Source organism: Prauserella halophila, assembly GCF_024171895.1.
GTDB classification, from domain to species: Bacteria; Actinomycetota; Actinomycetes; order Mycobacteriales; family Pseudonocardiaceae; genus Prauserella; species Prauserella halophila.
Genome location: NZ_JAMTCQ010000011.1, coordinates 286,450 through 307,454, shown reverse-complemented (window position 1 = coordinate 307,454; position 21,005 = coordinate 286,450). Strand labels below are relative to the sequence as shown.

19 protein-coding genes are annotated in these 21,005 nt (G+C 70.4%); 12 read left to right on the top strand and 7 right to left on the bottom strand.

The genetic code is table 11. The features are described 5' to 3' along the window. Positions 1-113: 113 nt before the first annotated feature. Together LY41_RS16290 and LY41_RS16285 are read right to left on the bottom strand one after the other, a co-directional pair. On the bottom strand, positions 114-1,040 hold the full coding sequence (locus LY41_RS16290; protein WP_253864878.1) for a helix-turn-helix domain-containing protein: 927 nt from the start codon (positions 1,038-1,040) through the stop codon (positions 114-116). A 70-nt stretch (positions 1,041-1,110) separates the two neighbouring features. After that, positions 1,111-2,064, bottom strand: a complete 954-nt coding sequence (locus LY41_RS16285) for an AraC-like ligand-binding domain-containing protein (RefSeq protein ID WP_253864877.1) — start codon at positions 2,062-2,064, stop codon at positions 1,111-1,113. 253 nt (positions 2,065-2,317) lie between these two features. Here LY41_RS16285 and LY41_RS16280 point away from each other — a divergent pair, with 253 nt between their 5' ends. From LY41_RS16280 to LY41_RS16255, 6 genes are all read left to right on the top strand, one after another. Continuing rightward, entirely contained in the window at positions 2,318-3,271 is a 954-nt protein-coding gene (locus LY41_RS16280; protein WP_253864876.1) for a VOC family protein, read from the top strand. 30 nt (positions 3,272-3,301) lie between these two features. Then, entirely contained in the window at positions 3,302-4,324 is a 1,023-nt protein-coding gene (locus tag LY41_RS16275; protein WP_253864875.1) for an alpha/beta fold hydrolase, read from the top strand. After that, complete coding sequence (locus LY41_RS16270) at positions 4,321-5,499, top strand: acyl-CoA dehydrogenase family protein (RefSeq protein WP_253864874.1); 1,179 nt, start codon at positions 4,321-4,323, stop codon at positions 5,497-5,499. The genes LY41_RS16275 and LY41_RS16270 overlap by 4 nt, the downstream gene beginning before the upstream one ends. After that, positions 5,496-6,008 (top strand): flavin reductase family protein, encoded by a 513-nt coding sequence (locus LY41_RS16265; protein WP_253864873.1) that lies wholly within the window; start codon positions 5,496-5,498, stop codon positions 6,006-6,008. Before LY41_RS16270 ends, LY41_RS16265 begins: the two co-directional genes overlap by 4 nt. After that, on the top strand, positions 6,005-6,652 hold the full coding sequence (locus tag LY41_RS16260; protein WP_253864872.1) for an alpha/beta hydrolase: 648 nt from the start codon (positions 6,005-6,007) through the stop codon (positions 6,650-6,652). The genes LY41_RS16265 and LY41_RS16260 overlap by 4 nt, the downstream gene beginning before the upstream one ends. A 600-nt stretch (positions 6,653-7,252) precedes the next feature. Continuing rightward, entirely contained in the window at positions 7,253-8,086 is an 834-nt protein-coding gene (locus LY41_RS16255) for a class I SAM-dependent methyltransferase (RefSeq protein ID WP_253864871.1), read from the top strand. 183 nt (positions 8,087-8,269) lie between these two features. On the opposite strand, the gene LY41_RS16250 is transcribed toward LY41_RS16255, so the two are convergent. Then, positions 8,270-8,737: an RrF2 family transcriptional regulator gene (locus tag LY41_RS16250; RefSeq protein ID WP_253864870.1), complete on the bottom strand. Its 468-nt coding sequence runs from the start codon at positions 8,735-8,737 to the stop codon at positions 8,270-8,272. Positions 8,738-8,944: 207 nt separating this feature from the next. On the opposite strand from LY41_RS16250, the gene LY41_RS16245 reads away from it, so the two are divergent. From LY41_RS16245 to LY41_RS16235, 3 genes are all read left to right on the top strand, one after another. Beyond that, on the top strand, positions 8,945-10,063 hold the full coding sequence (locus LY41_RS16245) for an NADH:flavin oxidoreductase (protein ID WP_253864869.1): 1,119 nt from the start codon (positions 8,945-8,947) through the stop codon (positions 10,061-10,063). A 164-nt stretch (positions 10,064-10,227) separates the two neighbouring features. Then, complete coding sequence (locus tag LY41_RS16240; protein ID WP_253864868.1) at positions 10,228-11,658, top strand: fatty acid desaturase; 1,431 nt, start codon at positions 10,228-10,230, stop codon at positions 11,656-11,658. Positions 11,659-11,699: 41 nt separating this feature from the next. Next, positions 11,700-12,338: a TetR family transcriptional regulator gene (locus LY41_RS16235; protein WP_253864867.1), complete on the top strand. Its 639-nt coding sequence runs from the start codon at positions 11,700-11,702 to the stop codon at positions 12,336-12,338. A gap of 21 nt (positions 12,339-12,359) precedes the next feature. Here the strand turns inward: LY41_RS16235 and LY41_RS16230 are convergent, their stop codons facing one another. Continuing rightward, positions 12,360-13,046: a response regulator gene (locus tag LY41_RS16230; RefSeq protein ID WP_253864866.1), complete on the bottom strand. Its 687-nt coding sequence runs from the start codon at positions 13,044-13,046 to the stop codon at positions 12,360-12,362. A 62-nt stretch (positions 13,047-13,108) separates the two neighbouring features. After that, positions 13,109-14,728, bottom strand: coding sequence for an ATP-binding protein (locus tag LY41_RS16225; protein WP_253864865.1), 1,620 nt, complete (start codon positions 14,726-14,728; stop codon positions 13,109-13,111). A 198-nt stretch (positions 14,729-14,926) separates the two neighbouring features. Between LY41_RS16225 and LY41_RS16220 the strand changes: the two genes are divergently transcribed. After that, positions 14,927-16,372, top strand: a complete 1,446-nt coding sequence (locus LY41_RS16220; protein ID WP_253864864.1) for a CitMHS family transporter — start codon at positions 14,927-14,929, stop codon at positions 16,370-16,372. A gap of 21 nt (positions 16,373-16,393) precedes the next feature. Here the strand turns inward: LY41_RS16220 and LY41_RS16215 are convergent, their stop codons facing one another. Further along, positions 16,394-17,311 (bottom strand): serine hydrolase, encoded by a 918-nt coding sequence (locus LY41_RS16215; protein ID WP_253864863.1) that lies wholly within the window; start codon positions 17,309-17,311, stop codon positions 16,394-16,396. Continuing rightward, positions 17,308-18,321, bottom strand: coding sequence for a LysR family transcriptional regulator (locus LY41_RS16210; RefSeq protein WP_253864862.1), 1,014 nt, complete (start codon positions 18,319-18,321; stop codon positions 17,308-17,310). The genes LY41_RS16215 and LY41_RS16210 overlap by 4 nt, the downstream gene beginning before the upstream one ends. A 132-nt stretch (positions 18,322-18,453) precedes the next feature. On the opposite strand from LY41_RS16210, the gene bla reads away from it, so the two are divergent. Together bla and LY41_RS16200 are read left to right on the top strand one after the other, a co-directional pair. Then, a complete protein-coding gene (bla, locus tag LY41_RS16205) occupies positions 18,454-19,374 on the top strand; it encodes a class A beta-lactamase (protein WP_253864861.1) in 921 nt (306 codons plus the stop codon). 80 nt (positions 19,375-19,454) lie between these two features. Next, a complete protein-coding gene (locus LY41_RS16200; protein WP_253864860.1) occupies positions 19,455-20,603 on the top strand; it encodes a polysaccharide pyruvyl transferase family protein in 1,149 nt (382 codons plus the stop codon). Positions 20,604-21,005 lie beyond the last annotated feature (402 nt).

Below are 21,005 nucleotides of genomic sequence, written 5' to 3'. Positions count from 1 at the left end.
CGGCGTCCGGCCCTCGTTGCCGGAACGTGGCCGACACGGTGCCACCGGCCGGGAGCGGGATGGGCGATCGCGGGTTCCGATGGCGGAAACGAGCAAAAATCGCGGGCGGCGCGTCAGTCGGCGCAGGCGTCGCGGCGGTCGCGGAGCGGGGTGGTGCCGAAACGCGCGCGATAGCTGCGGGAGAAGTGCGCCTGCGACGTGAACCCGTGGCGGGCGGCGATCTCGGCGAAGGTCATCCTGCGTGCGGTGGGGTCGGCGACAACGGCGCGCGAGGCGTCGAGCCGGGCGGCGAGGACGGCCTGTGGCACGCTGTGGCCCGACGCGGCGAACACGCGGGAGAGATGCCGCTCCGACACGCCGACCGCCCGGGCGATCCGGCTCGCGGACAGGTCCGGATCGGCCAGGTGCCTGGTGATGAACGCGCGGGCCGTGGCGAGGTGACCGCCCGTAGCAGCCTGCTCACCCACGACCGCCGGAAGTAACTCGAGCATGTCCGCCTCGAGGGCGTCCCAGTCGCCCGCACCGCGGAGTGCAGTCGCGACGAGTGAGCCGAGCGCATCGCCGTGAGGGGAGTCGGTGCCGATCACCCGCGGCTGCGCGAGTCCGGAGCGGCCGGTCGTCTCGCGCAGTACGTCGCGGGGCGTCTTGAGGACGAGTTCGGTCAACCCGCGGGAGAAACTCCGGCGGAACGGCTGGTCGGCGTCGCACACGAGCGCCTGCCCCGGAGACAACAGCCGGCGGCCGTCGCGGTGGTGGAACCACCCTTCGCCGGACAGGGGGAAGTACACGACGACACCGTCGCCGGGACACGTCGCGATCTGCCCGGGATCGCGCTCCACGACGTGCGGTGACCCCGTGACCTTCGCCAGCTGCAGGCGGGAGAGCGTGAGGTTCAGCTCGGTCCCGCTGAACGGCCCGTCACCCACCGGCCGGGCGCGGAGTCCGAGGAGCGAGCGCACGTTGTGGTCCTCCCACGCGGCCAGCCTGCGGGGTTCGGGCACGTCGGCGGTGTGGAAGTGGGTCAGGCCGTGCACGATCACGGGCGTCCTCCGTTCGCGGGGGAGGCGCGGGCTGGCCCGCGGACAGGGTTCGGCGTGGGGGAGCGGTCGCTCATTCGTCGCCGGTGCCGCCGGCCAGTGCCCGCCTGCGGAACTGGGCGGGCGCGAGACCGGTCTCGCGTTTGAAGACCTGGCCGAAGTGCGACGGTCCGGCGAACCCCCAGCGGGCGCCGATGGCCGACGCGGGCACCTGCGCGAGTGCGGGGTCGGCCAGGTCGAGCCGGCAGCGTTCGACGCGCCGCTGCCGGATGTAGCGCGCCACGGTGGTGCCGGTCCGTTCGAACAACGCGTGGAGCGAACGCGGGGACAGGAAGTGCGCCGCAGCGATCCGTCCCGGGTCGAGATCGGCATCGGACAGGTGGGCGTCGATGTGGTCCAGGATGTGCTCGAGTTGCTCCTCGTCGGGCCTGCTCGGCGGAGCGTGCTGGCCGAGCTCGCCCAGCAGCATGGTGCCGACGAGGGTCATCAGCGAGTGCACGGTCGTGTGCCCGTGGACGCCGAGCGATTCGAGGTTGCGGTTGACGCCCAGAATCGTGCTCCACACGGCGTCGTTGAGTCCGGGTGCGCACGCCATCGGCCGTGCGGTGAGCTCGGCGAGACGATCACCGTGGTGGGACGCGATCGCCGTCTTCGGGAACCGGATACACGTCGACCGGTAGTCCTCGCCGACCGTGAGTACCGCTGGCCTGCTCGAGTCGTAGAGCGCGAACAGTCCGGGTTCGAGGGCGGCGACACGCTCGTCCTGCTCGATGTGGATCCGGCCGTCGAGCTGCAGGGTGAGCACGTAGAAGCCGGTGTCGTCCTCGCTGATCGCGGTGTGGTCGCGGTAGGCGGCGTGGGGACCCGAGGTCATGTCGATGAAGCTGACCCCGTGCAGGTACCGCTCTCGCACCGTGCCGGTGAACCGGTCGGGTCGGGCGCAGTCGAACTCGAAGCTCAGCACGCTGCGCCGGACGGCGTCCTTCCAGGACGGGAACGTGACCGGGTGCGGCGACGGCCCGGTCATGTCGAATTGCTCCGTGAGCGACGTAAGTGACATCGTTGTCATCTCCACAGCTGGCGACTGCACGTCGGTCGGGCCACACTACCCAGCGGTCGCGTCACACACCATCACCGCACGGACTCGGGTGGCAGCACCGCGCCGCAGGCGGGTGGCGGTGCGCGGGTTCGACATCGTCGTGCGCTCTGACGTCACACACCGGCGGGCGGACGTTCCTACAGTTCGCCTCAGCGGATTTCTCAGTGTGGAGGAGCCATCGATGACATACGTGACAGGGTCGCACCATGTGACACTCTCCGTGGCCGACGCCCAGGAAGACGTGGATTTCCACGTCAAGGTCCTCGGGATGCGCTTCATCAAGCGCACCGTGCTGTTCGACGGCTCGCTGCCCGTCTACCACCTGTACTACTCGAACGCCGCCGGCGATCCGTCGAGTGTGGTGACGACGTTCCCGTGGGCCCAGGCCGGGTTCTACGGCAGGCGCGGCACCAACCAGGCGCGGGAGGTGCTGCTGTCGGTGCCGGATCACTCCCTGGACTTCTGGTACGACCGGCTCACCGGTCACAGCATCGAGGTGGCGAACGTCGAACGGTTCGGCAAGCGCAGGCTCGCGTTCCGGCACCCCTCGGGAATCGAGTACGTGTTCGTCGGCAACAGCGGTGACGAGCGGATCGGCCACCCCGGGTACGGGGTGCCGCAGGAGCACGCGATCCACGGCATCCACGGCGTGGGCGTGCACATGGCCACGCCGGACCGCATGGTCGAGTTCGCCGGCGAGTCCTTCTTCGCCCAGGAGGGCCTCACCGAGGAGGGCTCGGTGCTCGGGATGCAGATCGGCGACGCGAAACACGGCAACCACCTCGAGATCACGGTCAACCGCAGCGACGACCAGGGAACGTGGGGCTACGGTGCCGGCACCTACCACCACTTCGCGTGGAATCTCGACACGCTGGACAACCAGGACGCGGCGAAGTTCGGCATCGAGGGGCGCGGTTACACCGACATCTCCGAGCTCAAGGACCGCAAGTACTTCAAGAGCGTCTACGTCCGCACGCCGAGCGGAGCGCTGTTCGAACTCGCGGTCACACACGCCGACGGCGGGTGGACGTGCGACGAGTCGCCGCGCGAGCTGGGCAGCCGGTTCCAATTGCCCGAACAGTTCGAGCACCGCCGCGACGAGGTGCTCAGCCGGCTCGAGTCGATCGACATCTGAGTGCGGACGGAAGGACGGTGAGGTGCTGACATGACGGCACCGCATGTGGCGGGCGGCCACGAGTTGACTGTCCGCCGTGGACAGTTCTGGATCCCCGGCGAACGCGTCGCGACCGAGCACGGCACCGTGCAGCGGGCTCCGATGTTCGTCTCGTGGGAGGCACCGCCGGACGGGGCTCATGCCCCTGCGCTCGTGCTCGTGCACGGCGGCGGCGGGCAGGGCACCGACTGGACCGGCACGCCGGACGGCAGGCCGGGATGGGCCACGCGCTTCGTCGAGGCGGGTTTCGCGGTCTACGTGGTCGACCGCTGCGGACACGGGCGGTCGCCGTACCACCCGGACGTGGTCGCACCGATGGGCGCGCAGTTCCCGTACGAGGCAGCGCGGGCGCTGTTCCTGCCCGACGAGGCGAGCGAGCACCAGACACAGTGGACTTTCGAACGCGAGGTCGGCTCCGGTCACCTCGACCAGCTCGTGTCCCCGATGGGGCCGCTGCCCGCGGACCTCGCCGAGTCGCAACGGCTGGACGCGGAGCGGCTCGGCAGGCTCCTCGACATCGTGGGCGAGGCCGTGCTCGTGACGCATTCGGCGGGCGGGCCGGTCGGCTGGCTCACCGCGGACGCTCGGCCCGAGCAGATTCTGGGCATCGCCGCGATCGAACCGGTCGGGCCACCGTTCGCGGCGATCCCCGGGCTCGGCGCTTTGACGTGGGGCCTCACCAGCGCGGAGATCACCTGCGAACCGCCCGCAGGCGCCCCGGAGGAGGTCCCGGGACGGCGGATCCCGGCACTGGCGGACACGCCGGTGGCGGTGGTGACCGGCGGTGCCTCGGCGTTCGCCGATTTCGCGCCCCGGGTCGTGGACTTCCTGGCCGATGCAGGCGCCGACGCCCGGCGTATGCACCTGCCCGACTTCGGCATCACCGGCAACGGTCACGGACTGATCTTCGAGGCCAACTCGGACGAGACCGTCAAGCCGGTCATCGACTGGATTCTGACCACCGTCGAGCCGCGAGCGACGGCCGCGGAACCGATCCAAGGACGGACATCATGAACGATCTGCACGTCAGCGAGCACTTCGACGCGCTCATGGAGCGTCTCGACACCATCACCCCTGTCCTGGAGGAGAACGCCGACCAGGGCGAGGAACTGGGCCGGTTGTCCGACGAGGCCGCGAAGGCGCTCTGGGAGAGCGGGGTCTTCAAGGTCGGCATCCCCCGCGAACTCGGCGGTTACGAATTCTCCCCGCGGCAGGTGATCGACACGATCGCGAAGGTGTCCTACGCCGACGCGTCCGCGGGGTGGGCGTTCATGGCACTTCAGATGGTCACCGGGACGACCGCCGCCTATCTGGGCCCGGACGCCGTCGCGGAGCTGTTCCCCGACCCGGCCGGCGACGGCCACGCGCTCATCGCTGGTCAGGGCACCAAACTCGGGACGGCCGTGAAGACCGACGGCGGGTACCGCATCAGCGGGCGCTGGCACTTCGCGTCGGGGATCTCGATGGCGACCCACATCCACACCGCCGCCCTGTGCGAGGAGACCGGCGAGGCGCTGATCTTCACGCTCCCCAAGGAGCAGGCGACGGTGATCGACAACTGGGACGTCATGGGACTGCGGGGGACGAGTAGCCACGACTACGTGTGTGAGGACCTGTTCGTCCCGGACAGCCATGTCTACGACATCGCCACGACGACCACGCTGCACGGTGGGGCGATCTACCGCATGGGGCTGGCCAACATGTCGGGTATCTGCCACACGGGGTGGGCGCTCGGTGTCGGCAGGCGGATGCTCGACGAGCTGAAGGCCTTGGCCGCCAAGAAGACGGGCGGTCCGAACGCATCGGTGGACACCCAGCAGTTCTACGCGGAGTACGCCCAGGCCGAGGCGAAACTGCGGTCGGCGCGGGCGTGGGCGATGGATGTCTGGGACGACAACGAGGCCACGTTGGACGCCGGCGAACCGCTCGGCACCGAGCAGGAGACGCTCACGCGGTTGATGCTCAACAACACCACGTGGTCGGTGCACGCGGTGGGGCAGACGGTCTACAAATGGGCGGCTACTGCGGCGCTGCGACGAGGCGTACTGCAGCGGTTCTTCCGCGACCTGCACGCCGGTACCCAGCACGTCACGTCCGGGCCGGTGGTGCTGCAGAATTGCGGCAAACTGTTGAGCGGCCTGGCGCCGAACGCGCACTGGGTGTTCCTGGATCTGCAGGAGGCACAGTGACGACGGAGTGGGACGACGCCTTGGCCGAGCGGTTCGCAACCGCGTTCCGCACGCATCCGGCCGGGGTCTCGATCATCACGGCCGACGACGGTGCGGGACCTGTCGGCCTCACGGCGACGTCGGTCATCTCGCTCAGTGCTCGTCCTGCGCTGCTGGCGTTCTCGTTGTCGGCACGGTCGTCCGCGTCGCCGCGCATCGAGGCGGCGGGCACGGTCGTCGTGCACCTGCTGGCCGCCGGGCAGGTCGACCTGGCGAAGCGGTTCGCCACGGGTGGTATCGACCGGTTCGCACCGCCGTGCCGGTGGCACCGGCTGCCGACCGGTGAACCCGTGCTGTCGTCCGTGGCCACGTGGTTGCGGGGCCGAATCGTCGATCGGCTGACGGTCGGCGATTCGACACTCGTGGTGGTTGACGTCGCGGAGATCGGTCCGGGCGGCACGGCCGACGCACCCCTCGTGTATCGGGACCGCACCTGGTACGCGCTCGACGAGCGCGCGATGACGGCATGAGCGCGCCGCTGCAGGAGTGGGGCGTCCCGGCCGAGCGGGCGGAGCTGGCCGTGCTCGCGGTGCACGGCCGGGGCCAGGATCCGGCGTTCATGCGGGACACGTCGGAGCGGTTCGGGCAGGCGCCGGCGCGGTTCTTCGCCCCGGAAGCCGACGGCAACACCTGGTATCCGCTGTCGTTCCTGGAACCGGCCGAGCGAAACGAACCGGCGCTCGGCCGGTCCTTGCAGGCCATGGAGGACGCCCTCGCCCGGATCGCGCGGGCGGGATTCGATGCCCGGCGCGTCGTGCTCTGGGGCTTTTCCCAGGGTGCGTGCTTGTTGTCGCAGCTGATCCTCGCCGCACCGCGCCGGGTGGCGGGCCTCGTGTTGTTCACCGGTGGGTACATCGGTACGGAACCACCGACGCCGGGCGAGCGGTCACTGCACGACGTCCCCGCCCTGGTGCGGAGCATCGAGCACGACCCCTGGGTGCCGCGGGGCCGGGTCGAGGCGACGACCGGCCTGCTGCGCGGTGCGGGCGCGGATGTCGACTCCCGGATCGACCCGGGTGAGGAACACATCATCACCGACGAGGCGTGCCGCTCGGCCACCGAGCTGTTCGCGACCACGGCCGCCCGCGTGTCGTCGGGTGACGGCCGGGGGTGAGGACCGCGATCGTCCCCGGTCGCCGTGGATCCGCGGCCGGTGACGATCGCCTGCCTGCCCGGCGGCGACGGCACGCGGAGCGGCCGAGCGGCCGAGCGGCGCACGATCGGGTGAGATATAGCTGCTGCGAGCGGTGATCGAGAGATGTCCCGGCCCGGGGGTGCTGCGGAGGTCTGCCGGCCCGCCGAACCGCTGCCGGTGCGTTTCGCGTGGTGAGGCAGCGCGTGTGCGCCCGGTGGCCGGTTCCGCACGGGCCGTGACGCGACCGGCCGGCCCAGGTGTCCCCCATGCTCGGCGAGCGTTACTGTGAGCCGACCACGCCGTAATCGACTCGTGATAGCGACGTCGGTGGCGGTCGAAACGGCCGATCCGGTGACACCACGCGGAATACGGTCACAGCACCGAATACGGCCACAGCGCCGGAATTCGGCCACAGCACCGAATACGGTCACGGCGCCGAAAGCGGTCACGGCGGCCGTCGGCGCCACCCTCACGGTGGGCATTTCCTCGTCCGTCCGGGCAGGTGGATGCCGGCGCTTCCGTGGCCCGCCCGCACAGCAGATCATTCGGGGATCTCGCCCCGCAGGAGGTATCGACACCGTGCTCGAGAAGAAGCGCCACCAGGCTGAGGAAATGGCCCGCGGTGTTTACCGCACCATGAGGAACCGGTCGCGCGCACGGGACACCGAACGGCTCGAGGCCGAGGTCGCAGCCCTCCGCAACGACGTCGCGAGCCTGCGCAACGACGCCGCAAGCCTGCGTAACGACATGAAGCGTGTGCTGGACCGGGTCGTGGAGTTCGAGATCCGGTCGCGGCGCGACACCGTCTACGCGGGCGACCAGGAGGCGGCACTCGAAAGTCACCACTTCGCCAGGGAGAACATGATCGGCGCGCAGCATTTCCGGATGCCGGCGGAAACGCTGCGGCACGCGGTGTCGCTGGCCCCGGCCGGGGGAATGGCACTCGAGTTCGGTGTGGCCACCGGAAACACTCTCCGGCTGATCACGAAGATGCGCGACGACAACCAGATCTTCGGTTTCGACTCGTTCCAAGGGCTTCCGGAACCCTGGCTGGTCGGGATCCAGGCAGGCACGTTCGCACGAGAGGACCTGCCGGACGTTCCCGGAGCGGAGTTGGTCGTCGGCTGGTTCGAGGACACACTGCCGGAATTCCTCGAGCAGCACCCGGGTCCGGTGGACCTCCTCCACGTCGACAGCGATCTGTACAGCTCGGCGAGGACCGTGCTCGACCTCGTCGGCCCGCGTCTGCGGCCGGGCAGCATCGTCGTGTTCGACGAGTACTTCAACTACCCGGGCTGGCAGGAGCACGAACACAAGGCCTGGCAGGAGTACGTGGCGCGCACGGGCACCGAGTTCACCTACGAGGCCTACACCTACGCGGACCGGCAGGTCGTCGTGCGGATCACCGGCTGATGCCGGGTCCTGCGATTCACGACGTCGTGGTGGCTCCGCGCAGGTAGGTCGCCACAGCACGGCGGGAGGCCGCCGCGCGCGGTGCTGCCGGGTTCGGGCGGTGTCACCGCACCGCTGCCGCACCGCTGCCGGGCACTGCCGGGCGTTGCCGGGTGGCGCGGGGTGGTGATGTCACGCGGCGGGTCAGTGGGGTGCGGCCGTCTCGCCGAGGGCGCGCACCTCGGCGAGGCTGTCGGCGAGGGTTCGGCTGCCGAGTACGTCGAGGACCGCCTGTTCGGTGTCGGCGCTGAGCCTGCTGAAGAACTCGGCGGTGTTCGCGGTCACCTCGCAGGACGCGGCGACGTCGGGTCGGCAGGCCCACAGGGGTTTGTCGCCGACCGAGCACCGGTAGATCTCGGCGAGAGTGACCTCCTCGGCCGGTTTGGCGAGCCGGGCTCCGCCCGTGCGGCCCTTCGTCGATTCGACCAGGCCGCCCTGGACCAGTGGCACCAGGAGCTTGCGGACGAGGCTCGCGTTCGTCGCCAGGACATCGGCGAGCTGTGCCGAGCTCGACGTCGGCGGGTCGGCCGGGTCTCGTTCCGCCGTGGCGGCGAGGTAGAGCAGAGCCTTGAGTGCGCTCGAAAACCTGATGTCCAGCACGTGCTCGTTCACCGCCCTCCCGTGTCGCTGCTCCAGCGTACCGGTGCCGGGCCGCCGAGCCGTGCCCGCGCACCGAATGGTATTCGACACAGTTACAGTTTCGGCGTGGATGTGTATGTTTGACGGGAGCAATTTTGTTCCGGGGATTCGGGTCGCGATGGCGTCCCCGACGGCTCGTCCGGCCCCGGCAGTGCACCGTCGAAACGCAGTAGGAGCAGCATGTCCACACGCGCGGCACAGGCCCTCGCCCGCCCGTTCACCCTGGGATCGGCGGAGCTGCCGAATCGGATCGTCATGGCGCCGATGACGCGGGCGTTCTCGCCGTACGGAGTCCCGGGCGAGGACGTCGCGGCCTATTACAGCAGGCGCGCCGCGGCCGGCACCGGACTGATCATCACCGAGGGCACGTACATCGACCATCCGTCGGCGGGCGACATCGGCAAGGCACCGCAGTTCCACGGCGAGGACTCGCTCGCCGGCTGGCGCCGCGTCGTCGACGCCGTGCACGCCGAGGGCGGCACGATCATGCCGCAGCTGTGGCACGTCGGGATCCAGCGGGTGGCCGGAAAGCCGCCGCATCCGGAGGCGCCGTCGGTCGGCCCGTCCGGGGTGGCGCTGGACGGCACCGAGGGTGCGGGCGAGTCGCTGACGTCGGCGGACATCGATCGCATCATCGAGGCGTTCGCCGAGGCGGCTGCGCAGGCCGAGCGGATCGGTTTCGACGGTGTCGAACTGCACGGCGCCCACGGCTATCTGATCGACCAGTTCCTGTGGGAGCGGACCAACCGCCGCACCGACGCCTACGGCGGTGACGCGGCCTCCCGGACGAGGTTCGCCGCCGACATCGTCGAGGCCGTACGGGAGCGCGTCTCGCCCGAGTTCCCCGTGCTGTTCCGGTTCTCGCAGTGGAAGGCCGACAACTACGACGCGCAGCTCGCGGCGACGCCGGACGAGCTGCAGGCGGTGCTCGGCCCGATCTCCTCGGCCGGCGTCACGGCGTTCCACGCGTCCGGCCGTCGTTACTGGGAGCCGGAGTTCCCCGAGTACGACTCGGCGCTCAACGTCGGGGGCTGGGCGCGCAAGGTCACCGGCAAGCCGGTCATCACCGTCGGGTCCGTCGGCCTCGACGCCGTGTTCAGCCCCGAGACGTTCCGCGGCGAGGGCGCCGGCGTGCAGAGCATCGAGGGGCTGCTCGAGCGCTTCGAACGGGACGAGTTCGACCTCGTCGCCGTCGGCAGGGCCCTGCTCGCCGATCCGGACTGGGCGCGCAAGGTGCTGTCGGGCCGGGAATCCGAGCTCGTCCCCTTCACGAAGGACGCGGTCGCACAGCTCCACTGAAGGTCGCACAGCTCCACTGGCGGCCGAATTCCCGGCAGGCGTGACCGCCCGGCGAGTACGCCTTCCCGGCCTCACCCGCCATCGCGGTGTACAACATGGTTCCTCTTGTCGAGGATGGTTTACAGAAGATAGTGTTCTGTAAACCATCCTCGAGGAGGTCTGCGATGAGCGACGAGAAGGCAACGGTGCCCGTCGGCTCGACGGAGCGATGGACGGACCGCAAGCGGTACCTGTGGTTGATCGGTCTGGTCGTGCCGTCGCTGGTGTTCCTGGCGATCGGCTTGCACGCGGCGACCGGCTGGGGCGTGTGGCTGTGGCTGGGGCCGATCGTGATCCTGGTCGTCGTACCGCTGCTCGACCTGGCGGCCGGGCTGGATCGGAGCAATCCGCCCGACGACGTCATCGAGCGACTCGAGCAGGACCGGTACTACCGCTGGATCACCTACGCCTACCTGCCCATCCAGTACGCGGGATTCGTCGTCGCGTTGTGGCTGATCATGCGCGGCGAGCTGTCCGTCGTGGACAAGGTGGGCCTGGCGATCACGGTCGGGTGCGTCGGCGGTATCGGCATCAACACCGCACACGAACTGGGCCACAAGAAGGAGAGCCACGAACGGTGGCTCTCGAAGATCGCGCTCGCCCAGAGCTTCTACGGGCATTTCTACATCGAGCACAACCGCGGACATCACGTGCGAGTGGCCACGCCCGAGGACCCGGCCAGCAGCCGGGTGGGGGAGAGTTTCTACCGGTTCTGGCCCCGGACCGTCGTCGGTTCACTGCGCTCGGCCTGGCGGCTCGAGCGCAAGCGTTACGCCCGGCGCGACCGGCACCCGTACCGGATCGGCAACGACGTACTCAACGCGTGGCTGATGTCGGCCGTGCTCTGGTCGGTGATGATCGGCTGGCTCGGCATCGGTGTGCTGCCGTATCTGCTGATCCAGGCCGTGATCGGGTTCTCGCTGCTCGAGGTCGTGAACTACATGGAGCACTACGGCATGCTGCGGCAGATGCGGGGAACACCCGGGCGGCGCCGCTACGAGCGTGTCGACCCCAGCCACAGCTGGAACTCCAACAACGTCGCGACGAACGTGCTGCTCTACCACCTGCAGCGGCACAGCGACCACCATGCGAACCCGACCCGCCGTTATCAGACGCTGCGTGACTTCGAGGAATCGCCGGTGCTGCCCACCGGCTACGCGGGCATGATCGTGCTCGCCCTGGTGCCGCCGCTGTGGCGGCGCGTGATGGACCGGCGCGTACTGGACCACTTCGACGGCGACATCAGCCGTGCCAACATCCGGCCGGGCAAGCGGGCGAAGATCCTCGGGCGGTACGCACAGGCACCCGCGCCGGACGTCGCGACAGGGGCACCTGCGCCGGAGGTCGGCGACGGGGCCGTCGCCGCCGCCCGCGGCGCCGCGGGCGGCGGGCGGTGTCCCGGTTGCGGGTATGTCTACGACGAGAAGGTCGGGGATCCCCGGGAGGGCTTTCCCGCGGGTACACCGTGGTCGGCGATCCCGGACTCCTGGTGCTGCCCGGACTGCGGGGTCAGGGAGAAGATCGACTTCGTTGCCCCGGGAAGGGTGCGCGCCTGATCCGGATCGCTGCGGACCGGGCGGCGGGGCGGGCGTCTAGAATGGTGATCATGAGAGACGCTCTCGCGGCCGGACCGGCGGTCGGTGGTCAGCACCGGCAGCCGATCATCGCGGCGGCCATCGAGATCACCGCACGCGAGGGCTGGGCGGCGGTCACGATGGCCCGGTTGGCCGAGAACATCGGCGTCAGTCGCCAGACGGTCTACAACGAGGTCGGGTCGAAACCCGCGCTGGCCGAGGCCATGGTCGCCCATGAACTGGACCGGTTCCTCGCCCTGGTCCGTGGCGCGTTCGACCGCCATCCCGACGACCTGCCGGGTGCGGTCTACGACGCCGTCCAGGGCGTTCTCGACCTCGCCGCCGACAACGTCCTGCTGCGCGCCGTCGCGTCGGCCACTCACGGCAGCGACACCGAACTGTTGCCGCTGCTGACCACCCAGGCCGACACCCTGATCACGGAAGCCAAGGTGATTCTCACCGAGCGGGTGCGGTCCTACCGGGCCGCGCCCGCTGCCGAACAGATCGACGTGGCCGTCGACGTGATCGTGCGTGCGGTCCTCAGCCACGTCATGCAGCCCTCGGACACGCCGGCGCGGACGGCCGACGGCCTGGCCTGGTTGGCCGGCCGGGTTCTCGGCGATGGTGCGTCGGCTCCGCCCCTGCGTTACAGCGGGCGGTGAGGCGCGCACGCCGGAGCTGCGCTATCCGGCCCAGTGGTAACGGTGTTCCGGGCGTCCGGCCGATCCGTAGCGCATGCGCAGCTCGGCACGGCCGTCGGCGCACAGGTGCTCGAGGTACCGGCGCGCGGTGACGCGCGCGATGCCTGCTCGTTCGGCGACCTCGACGGCCGACAGGTCCGATCCGGCGGTACGCAGCGTGTCCGCGACGAGCCGGGCCGTTTCGGCCGTCAGCCCCTTCGGCAGCTCCTGCCGGGTGGTGGGCCGGTGGATGCCGAAGACGTTGTCCACGTCGCGCTGTGTGACCTGGTCGAGTCCGCTGAGCTTGTCCCTGGCCGCGGCGAAGCGTTCGAGTTGTCCGCGCAGCGTGCTCAGATCGAACGGCTTGATCAGGTAGTACAACGCGCCGCCGCGCATGGCCGCGCGGACGCTGTCGATGTCGCGCAACGCACTGATGACCAGGACGTCGACGGGTTTCGAGCCGTTCGCGCCGGTGACGTCCCGCAGGCGTTGCAGCACGTCGAGGCCGGACATGTCGGGCAGGTAGAGATCCAGAAGGACCAGGTCGGGGCGGTGCGCGGAGACCGCCTCCAGCGCCGCCGTGCCGGTGTGCACGACGTCCGCGACGATGAATCCCCGCGTCGAGGTGATGCAGTCCGCGTGGTTGCGAGCCACACGTGCGTCGTCGTCGACGACGAGCACCGACAGCACTCGGGCCACCTCATCGTAGTTCTCGGCGGTTCGGGTCGCTGCGTCCCGAGTGACCGGGCACGCTACCGCGCATCCTCTCGTACGGGCAGGTACGCGCTGAACACGGTCTCCTCGGCTGGGTCGACGTCGACCCAGCCGCCCCATCTGGTGCACGCCTGGCGCACGAGTGCCAGTCCGAGTCCCCGTGCGCCGTCTCCGCCCGGTGTGCGGTCCTTCGTGCTCACGCCCGCGGTGAACACGTCGTCGCCGAGCTCGGGGTCGATGCCGGGCCCGGAGTCGGTCACCCGTACTTCGAGCAGGTGGTGCTCGTCGTCGTGCAGGCGGACGAACAGCTCGATCCAGCCGGTGCTGCCGACGGCGTCGAGCGCGTTGTCGACCAGGTTGCCGACGACGATCAGCGCGTCGTCCCGCAGGCGTTGCGGCAGCTCCGCGGGCACGTCGCTGAGGGCGGCGAGTTCGAAGTCGACGCCCTGCTCGGCGGCTTGCGCCGATTTCGCCAGCACGAGCGCGGCCAGCGCGGTGTCGGCGAGGTGCTCCGACACGCGGGTCGACGCCTCGGTCGTGGTGGCCGAGAGTTCCGCCAGGTACCGCCTGGCTTCCGGCACGGCACCCAGTTCGAGCATCCCGCTCACGGTGTGGATCCGGTTGGCGAACTCGTGGGTCTGTGCCCGCAGTCCGCCGACCATGGTGCGCACGCCGTCGAGTTCACCGCCGAGCCGGACGAGTTCGGTGTGGTCGCGCAGCGTGACGAGCGTGCCCGTGCCCTGGTCGCCGATGCGCACGGCGCGGTGCTCGCACACCAGCAGGCGGTCGCCGACGGGCAGGAACAGCTCGCCCTCGGTGTCGGCCGTGTCCGTCAGCATCGCGCCCAGGCGCGGGTGCAACCCCAGTTCGCCGGGGCTGCGGCCCACGCAGTCCTCGGGCAGAGCGAGCATCGCGCGGGCCGAGTCGTTGGCCAGCAGCACCGCGCCCTCGGAGTCGGCCGCGAGTACGCCCTCGGAGATCGCGTACAGGAGGGCTTCCCTGCTTTCGAGGAGTTCGGTGATCTCGCGCGGTTCGAGTCCGTGGGTCTTCGCCCGGATCCGGCGCGAGACGAACCACGCCCCGCCCGCGCCGGCGACGAGTGCGAGCAGCAGCCCCGCGCCGATCGTGGGCAGCGTGCCGGTCGCCGCGAGCGACACCCGTGAGGACAGCACGCCGACCGACACGTAGCCGACGACCTCGCCCGCACCGGATTCCACGGGAACCCGGGTACGCAGCGTCAGCCCGGCGGGACCCCACTCGGTGCCCGTCCACGTGTTGCCCGCGAGGACCGGTGCGGGGTTGGTGTGCGGCCGCCCGCCGATCGCGTCGGGGTCGGGATGGGAGTGGCGGATGCCGTCCGCGTCGACGATCACGACGTACCGGACCTCGGCGGCGCGGCGGATGCGCTCGGCGAGCGGGGCGATGTCGCCGGGATGCCGCTGATCGGCGAGGTAGTCCCGCACGGTCGGCAGCTCGGCGACGGACTGGGCGAGGGTCAGCGCGCGCTGGGTGTATTCGTCGCGCACCTCGCGGTACTGGTTGACCGTCCACAGTGTCCCGGCTGCGAGCAGGGCGCCGAGCAGCAGCAGTGTGATGGACAGGAACAGATACCCCGTGAGCGACAGCCGGGGCCGCCCTCGCCGGGCACGGCGGGCCATCACGGTGCCCGCTCCGCGCCGGTCGCCGGTGACGCGGGCGAGACCAATACGACCACTACCGATCCAATGCACACAACGCTCGTGGGCGCAGCCACGCCCGGTTCATGATGTCGCACATCGCCGTACACCCGGATGAAACACCTCCCGGATTCTTGCGGCGGGCGAACTCGGTGACCAATGGAGGCAGGAGAAGCGCCCATGCTCAGTATCGTCGGCTTCGGGGTGATCGCAGCGATATCGACGCTGCTGATCCTCGGCCGCATCGCCCCTGTCGTGGGCCTGACCGTCATCCCGACCGCCGGTGCCTTCCTGGCGGGGTTCAACGCCGAGGAGATCGGCGAGTTCTTCGAATCGGGGCTCGCCTCGGTGCTGAACGTGGCCGTGATGCTGGTGTTCGCCATCCTGTTCTTCGGCATCATGAACGATGTCCGCCTGTTCAACCCGCTGATCAACGTGATGGTGCGGATGAGCCGTGGCAACGTCGTCGGCGTCGCCATGGTGACGGTGATCATCGGCGTGGTCTGTCACCTCGACGGTTCCGGTGCCACGTCGTACCTCATCGCGATCCCCGCGCTGCTCCCGCTGTATCGCCGGCTCGGGATGAGCCCGTACCTGCTCATGCTGTTGCTCAGTACCAGCATGGCCATTCTGAACATGCTGCCGTGGGGCGGTCCGGTCGGCCGGGCCGCCGCGAGCACCGGCCACGATCCGATCGACCTGTGGCAGGGCCTGATCCCGCTGCAGCTCGTCGGTGTCGTGCTGCTGCTCGGCATGGCCGCACTGCTCGGACTGCGGGAGAACCGGCGGATCGCATGCGCCGCCCCGGTGACCGATCCCGAGTCCGAGCCGGCCCTCACCGGTGCCCGGTCGACCGGCACCGGCGGCGCCGATCACGCCGACCGCACGCCCGGTGGTTCCGGTGACTCGACGGCGGGCGGGCCCGCCGACACCGGCGGAGCAGACACGGGCGGAGCAGACACGGGCGGAGCAGACACGGGGGACGGGCAGGTCCGGACGGTGACCGGGAAGCCGTATCGTCCCTGGTTCAACGGACCGCTCGTGGTGGCCCTGCTGGGGGTCCTCGTGGCGGACGTGCTGCCGGCCGGACTGGTGTTCATGCTGGGCCTGAGTGCCGCGCTCGTGGTGAATTACCCGAAGGTCCCGGATCAGATGGAGCGGATCCGTGCGCACGGTGGCGGCGCGCTCGGGACCGGCGCGATCATTCTCGCGGCCGGATGCTTCCTCGGGGTGCTGGAGGAGTCCGGGATGCTGCGGTCGCTGGCGACCGACCTGATCGCCCTGCTGCCGGACTCGGTCGTGCCGCTGTTGCACCTGATCGTGGGCGTGCTCGGGATGCCGCTCGAACTGGCGTTGAGCACGGACGCGCACTACTTCGCGTTGCTGCCCCTCGTGCACGACGCGGCGACCCAACTGGGCGTCAGCTCGATCACGGTGGTGTACGCGGTGCTGATCGGCAACGTGATCGGGACGTACGTCAGCCCGTTCAACGCCTCGGTGTGGCTCGGGGTCGGGCTCGCCGGCGTGGACATGGGCAAGCACATCCGCTACTCGTTCCTCCCGATGTGGGGCTTCAGCATCGCGATGCTCGCGGTTGCCGTGCCGCTCGGCATCATCGTGCTGTAGTCGCGCCACGATGTCGGCTCGTCAGGCCAGGGCCTCGACGGCGTCGCGGGCCGCGGCGCCGACGGCGAGATCGACGTCCTGCTGGATCCTGGCTGTGCGTTCGGAGGTGGTGAGCGCGGCGATCGCCACCCGGGACGTGCCGTGTTCCACGACGCCGATCTCGTGGCGCAGCGTCAGGAACGAGCCGGTCTTGCCGGCGATCCGGATGTCGTCGGCCTGCAGGTCGGCGCCGATGCGTGGGCTGAGCAGCTGGCGGGACATGGCACCGCGGACCGCGGCGGTGGCCTCCGGCTCGGCGATCCCGTCCGTCCAGATGCGGCACAGGAGGTCGACGAGGGCGACGGCAGATCCCACGGTCGCCCGGTGCACGTCGAGCGAATCGATCACGTGGCCGCCCATCGGGCGGGCGCCTTCCACGGCGAGGCGGCGGCCGAGGGTGAAGTCGGGGCCCGCGACCCGCGTCGCCGCCTCGTACATCAACTGCATCGGATGACGCACGTGGATCGCGTCGACACCCCACTGCCGGAGCCGGGACGTGACCTCCGCCGGTGGGACGAGCTCGAACAGTGCGTCCGCAGCGGCGTTGTCGCTGACGGTGATCATCTGGAGCAGCAGGTCGTCGATCGCGCACGTCGCGGGATGGCGGAACGCCGACAGCCCCGTGGGACCGTAGCTGCGTTCCGCCGGGTCGAGGGTCACCGTCGCATCGCCCGCCAGCTCGCCCCGTGCGATGCGGTCGGCGACCACGAGGCCCAGCGGAACCTTGGCCACGGAGGCGAGCGGCCACGGCCGGTCCGGGGCGACCCCGAACTGCCGGCCGGTGTCGACGTTGCGGGCCACGAATCCGCCCTGGACGCGGACCTCGCGCCAGCGGCGCCACACGCGGTCCGCCGCCTCGAGGAGTTCGGGCGAATCGCCCGACATCGGCGGCGCGGTCACGTCCGGCCCTTCGATCGCCCTGCCTCGTCGGGCCCTGTTTCGTCGGGCCCTGTCTCGTCGGGCGCTGGTGCGCCGGCGTCCGCCGCTGCGGTGGCGGCCGAGGGGGTGGCCGAGGCGGTCGCCGAGGCGGAGCGGCCGTCCGCAGGGGAGTCCGGTTCCGACGAGACGGCCTCGCCGAGCAGGCGCAGGCACCGCGTCCGCAGCGGACGGCCGGCGAGCGCGGCCGGTAGCGGTTCGCGCTCGACGAGCCGGTACCCGCGCAGCAACGGCGGATCGGCCAACGGCGCCCAGGACAGGCCGTGTCTCCGGGCTTCGGCCGCGGTGCAGAGCAGGATCGCGCGGCCGGCCAGCGCTTCGGCGAACGCGGTGTGAGGCGGACTCGCCCGTATCAGCGCAGGGGACAGCCCCGCGGCGTCGGCGGCGGCGTGGACCCGCTCGCCCTGCGGAGGGTCGAGGTCGTGCGGTAGCACGAGGAGCGGACGTGCGGGGCCGCCGCGCCGCGGCCGCAGCCCGCTCATGCGGCAGGGCCGGTCGCTCCCGCCGGGCGCGGGCGAGGCACCGAGCCGCACGGTCCACCGGGCCGACGCGGGCTCACAGTTCGACACCGTCCACGAGTGGTCGGGACGCGGTTCGTCCCCGTCGGCCGAGGTGAGGTGCACGGCCAGCTGCGCGTCGTCGAGGAGGGACAGCAGTCGGGCGAGTACGGCGGGATCCGACTCAGGGGGAACCGCCAGGGTGACCGTCGCCGGGTCGGCGTCGCGGACGGTGCGCACGAGATGGTCGGCCTGCTCGACCAGATGACGGGCACGCGGCAGCAGTGCGGCGCCGTCCGGGGTCAACGCGATCTGCCTGCGCGCCCGGTCGACGAGTTCGACGTCGAGTTCGCGTTCGAGCGTACGCAGCCGACGGCTCAACAGCGGCTGGTCGAGACCGAGTCGCAGTGCCGCCTCCGACACGCTCAGCTCCTCGGCGACGGCGACGAAACCGCGCAGATGCAGCACCAGATCCACAGTGTGCAGTATCGCGCACGGCCGGAACCACGTCGTATGTCGCGTCGACATGGGGCCATGCGTGCTCGTCCTTGGACGGGGACGCAGTGGCGGTGCCATCGTTCGCCTCGAACGGACAGGGAGGAGACGACGGTGGACAGCAGCGATGGGCTGAGCAGGCGTGCCGTGCTCGCGGGAGCGGCGGCCGGAGCGGTGACGGTGGGCCTGCCGGGAACGGCGGAGGCAGGGAGCCGGTCGGCGCGGGACGCGGGCGGTGACGGGCGCGTGGACGAGGAGTTCACGGCGCTGGAACGCACCTACCGGCGGCGCCTCGGTGTGGTCGCGTTCAATGCGCGGACGGGTGCGGGGCTGGAACATCGGCCCGATGAGCGGTTTCCGATCTGCTCGGTGTTCAAGGTCCTGCTCGCGGCGCGGATCCTGCGTGACTATCCGGCGGCCGCGTTGGAGCGCAGGCTCACGTGGACCGCCGACGACCTGGTGATGAACTCTCCGGTCACCGAACCGACCGTCCGAAATGGCCTGACCGTGGCGCAGCTCGCCGAGGCGGCCGTCACGGTCAGCGACAACACCGCGACCAACGTGCTCATGCGGGAGTTCGGAGGACCCGCCGGGGTCACCGGGTTCGCCCGGTCCCTCGGTGACCGGGTGACGCGGATCGACCGGTGGGAACCCGAGATGAGTACGGGCACTCCCGGCGACGTACGGGACACGACGTCGCCGCGGGCGATCGCGCGGACGTTCCGAACACTCGTGCTGGGCCACGCGCTCCCCACCGCCGATCGGCGGCAGCTGACCACGTGGATGCTGGCCAACCGGACCGCCGGGCCGGTGTTCGGGTCCGGCGTACCCGCCGACTGGACACTGGCGGACAAGACGGGTGCGGGCTGGTACGGCGTGCGCAACGACGTCGGCATCACGTGGACCCCCGACGGCGCTCCACTGGTCGTCGCGGCGTTCACCCGGGGGCAGCACCACGAGGACGACGTGCTCAGCGAACCGCTGGCCGCCGTCGCCGAATCCGCGTGCCGCCGGCTGGCCGGCGATCGGCCGTAGCGGCGAGCGGATCAACGCAGGCGTCCGAACAGGCGGCGTTGGGCGGACGAAGGTGCCCGGCGGTGCTAGCGTGCAGCGTTATGTCCCACGTTGGCGCCCCGGCATCATCGCGCCGGATCTACCTGATCGGGCCCGCAGGCCTGCCCAACTTCGGTGACGAACTGATCGCCGCGACGTGGCTGCGGTATCTGGCGCGGACCGCGCCGGACGCCGAGGTGTGGCTCGACTGCCACACGCCCGGCACCGCCCAGGTGATGCTCGCCGGGCTGCACCCCGGTCTGCGCTGTACGAACACGCTGTGGCGGCTGGCCGTCGAAGCTCCGGCCGAGGAGCCGTGGGCCGTGGCGACCTGGGTCCGCAAGGCCGTCCACGACCCGGGGCTCGCCCCGTGGTGCCGGCCCGGTATCGAACTGCTCGCGACCGCGGACGTGATCCACCTGATCGGCGGGGGCTACGTCAACGCGTTGTGGCCGCAACACCTGGGTCTGCTCGCGGGTGCCGTCGCGGCGGGCAACCGTTCGGGTGCCCGGCTGGCCATGACCGGACAGGGCTTGGTTCCCGCCGCGCCGGACGTCGCGGAGCTGCTGTACTCGCTCGCGGGCCGGTTCGACGTGGTGGACGTGCGCGACCGCGACTCCGCCGATCTGCTCGCGGTGGCGGTGCCTGCCGAGTTCAGCTGTGACGACGTGTTCCTCGACGTGCCCGGGACCGCGGTGTCCGACTACACCCGGCCGGTCATGGTGTGTGTGCAGTCCGACATCGGCGAACTCGGGCCACCTGCGCTGGCCGGCCGCGTGAAGGGAATACTGCGCAGCTGGGAGGTCGACCCGGCCGACGTCACGTTCGTCGAGGCCATACCGCGCGTCGACCGAGCCGTGCACGACCTGCTCGCGTCGGATCTACCGGGTACGGCGTTCATGCCGTTCTCGGAACTCTGGCGCGACGGTGTTCCCGCGGTCGACGGGCAGATCTGGCTCTCCACGCGATTCCATCTGCACCTGACCGCCGCTGCGGCGGGCGCGCGGGGCGTCGCGATGAGCGTGTCGCCGGACTACTACGGCACGAAGCACCGCAGTCTCGTCGAACTCGGCAGCGGCTGGACGATGCTCGACGCCGCGGGCACCGAGGTTCCCGGCGTTCCGGAGAACGGCGGCTACCCGGCGGACACGGTGAAGGAGCTGGGGATCCGCAAGGCCCGCGTGGCCGAGCGCATCTACCCGGAGTTCTGAGCGCGCACGTCCGAACGGGCCTGCGCGACACCGGTGACGGCCCGGGCTGCCGGTGCCGGCGATCACGCTGTGCCGGTGCCGGTGATCACGCTGTGGGGGTGCCGGCGAGGGGAGCGGCTTCGTCACGGCGGTGATCCGATTCCGGCCGGCTACCCCCGATCGTGTGGTTTGCGTTGTGCCGCTGTGCCACGTCGCTCCGAGCCGCCGGCGCCGGCCGGAGTTTTCGCAGGTGGAAGCGCGATTTTCGGCTCGTGAACCACTTGACGTGTCGTAGGTCACGGCGCATGCTGAAAGCACGCAGTTTAGTAATGCAGAACTCGTTGCGTATGACACAACCGGCATCGGTGCCGGTGGGCAACTGCGTGAAGGCAACGAGGCGGCGGGCACTCGCCCATTTCTCGA

Excerpts from the sequence above, each read along its gene's own strand:
- LY41_RS16270 (WP_253864874.1), top strand. The coding sequence starts at position 4,321 with ATGAACGATCTGCACGTCAGCGAGCACTTCGACGCGCTCATGGAGCGT.
- LY41_RS16245 (WP_253864869.1), top strand. The coding sequence starts at position 8,945 with ATGTCCACACGCGCGGCACAGGCCCTCGCCCGCCCGTTCACCCTGGGA.
- LY41_RS16220 (WP_253864864.1), top strand. The coding sequence starts at position 14,927 with ATGCTCAGTATCGTCGGCTTCGGGGTGATCGCAGCGATATCGACGCTG.
- LY41_RS16225 (WP_253864865.1), bottom strand. The coding sequence starts at position 14,728 with ATGGCCCGCCGTGCCCGGCGAGGGCGGCCCCGGCTGTCGCTCACGGGG.
- LY41_RS16235 (WP_253864867.1), top strand. The coding sequence starts at position 11,700 with ATGGTGATCATGAGAGACGCTCTCGCGGCCGGACCGGCGGTCGGTGGT.
- LY41_RS16260 (WP_253864872.1), top strand. The coding sequence starts at position 6,005 with ATGAGCGCGCCGCTGCAGGAGTGGGGCGTCCCGGCCGAGCGGGCGGAG.
- LY41_RS16200 (WP_253864860.1), top strand. The coding sequence starts at position 19,455 with ATGTCCCACGTTGGCGCCCCGGCATCATCGCGCCGGATCTACCTGATC.
- LY41_RS16285 (WP_253864877.1), bottom strand. The coding sequence starts at position 2,064 with ATGACCGGGCCGTCGCCGCACCCGGTCACGTTCCCGTCCTGGAAGGAC.
- LY41_RS16280 (WP_253864876.1), top strand. The coding sequence starts at position 2,318 with ATGACATACGTGACAGGGTCGCACCATGTGACACTCTCCGTGGCCGAC.
- LY41_RS16275 (WP_253864875.1), top strand. The coding sequence starts at position 3,302 with ATGACGGCACCGCATGTGGCGGGCGGCCACGAGTTGACTGTCCGCCGT.
- LY41_RS16240 (WP_253864868.1), top strand. The coding sequence starts at position 10,228 with ATGAGCGACGAGAAGGCAACGGTGCCCGTCGGCTCGACGGAGCGATGG.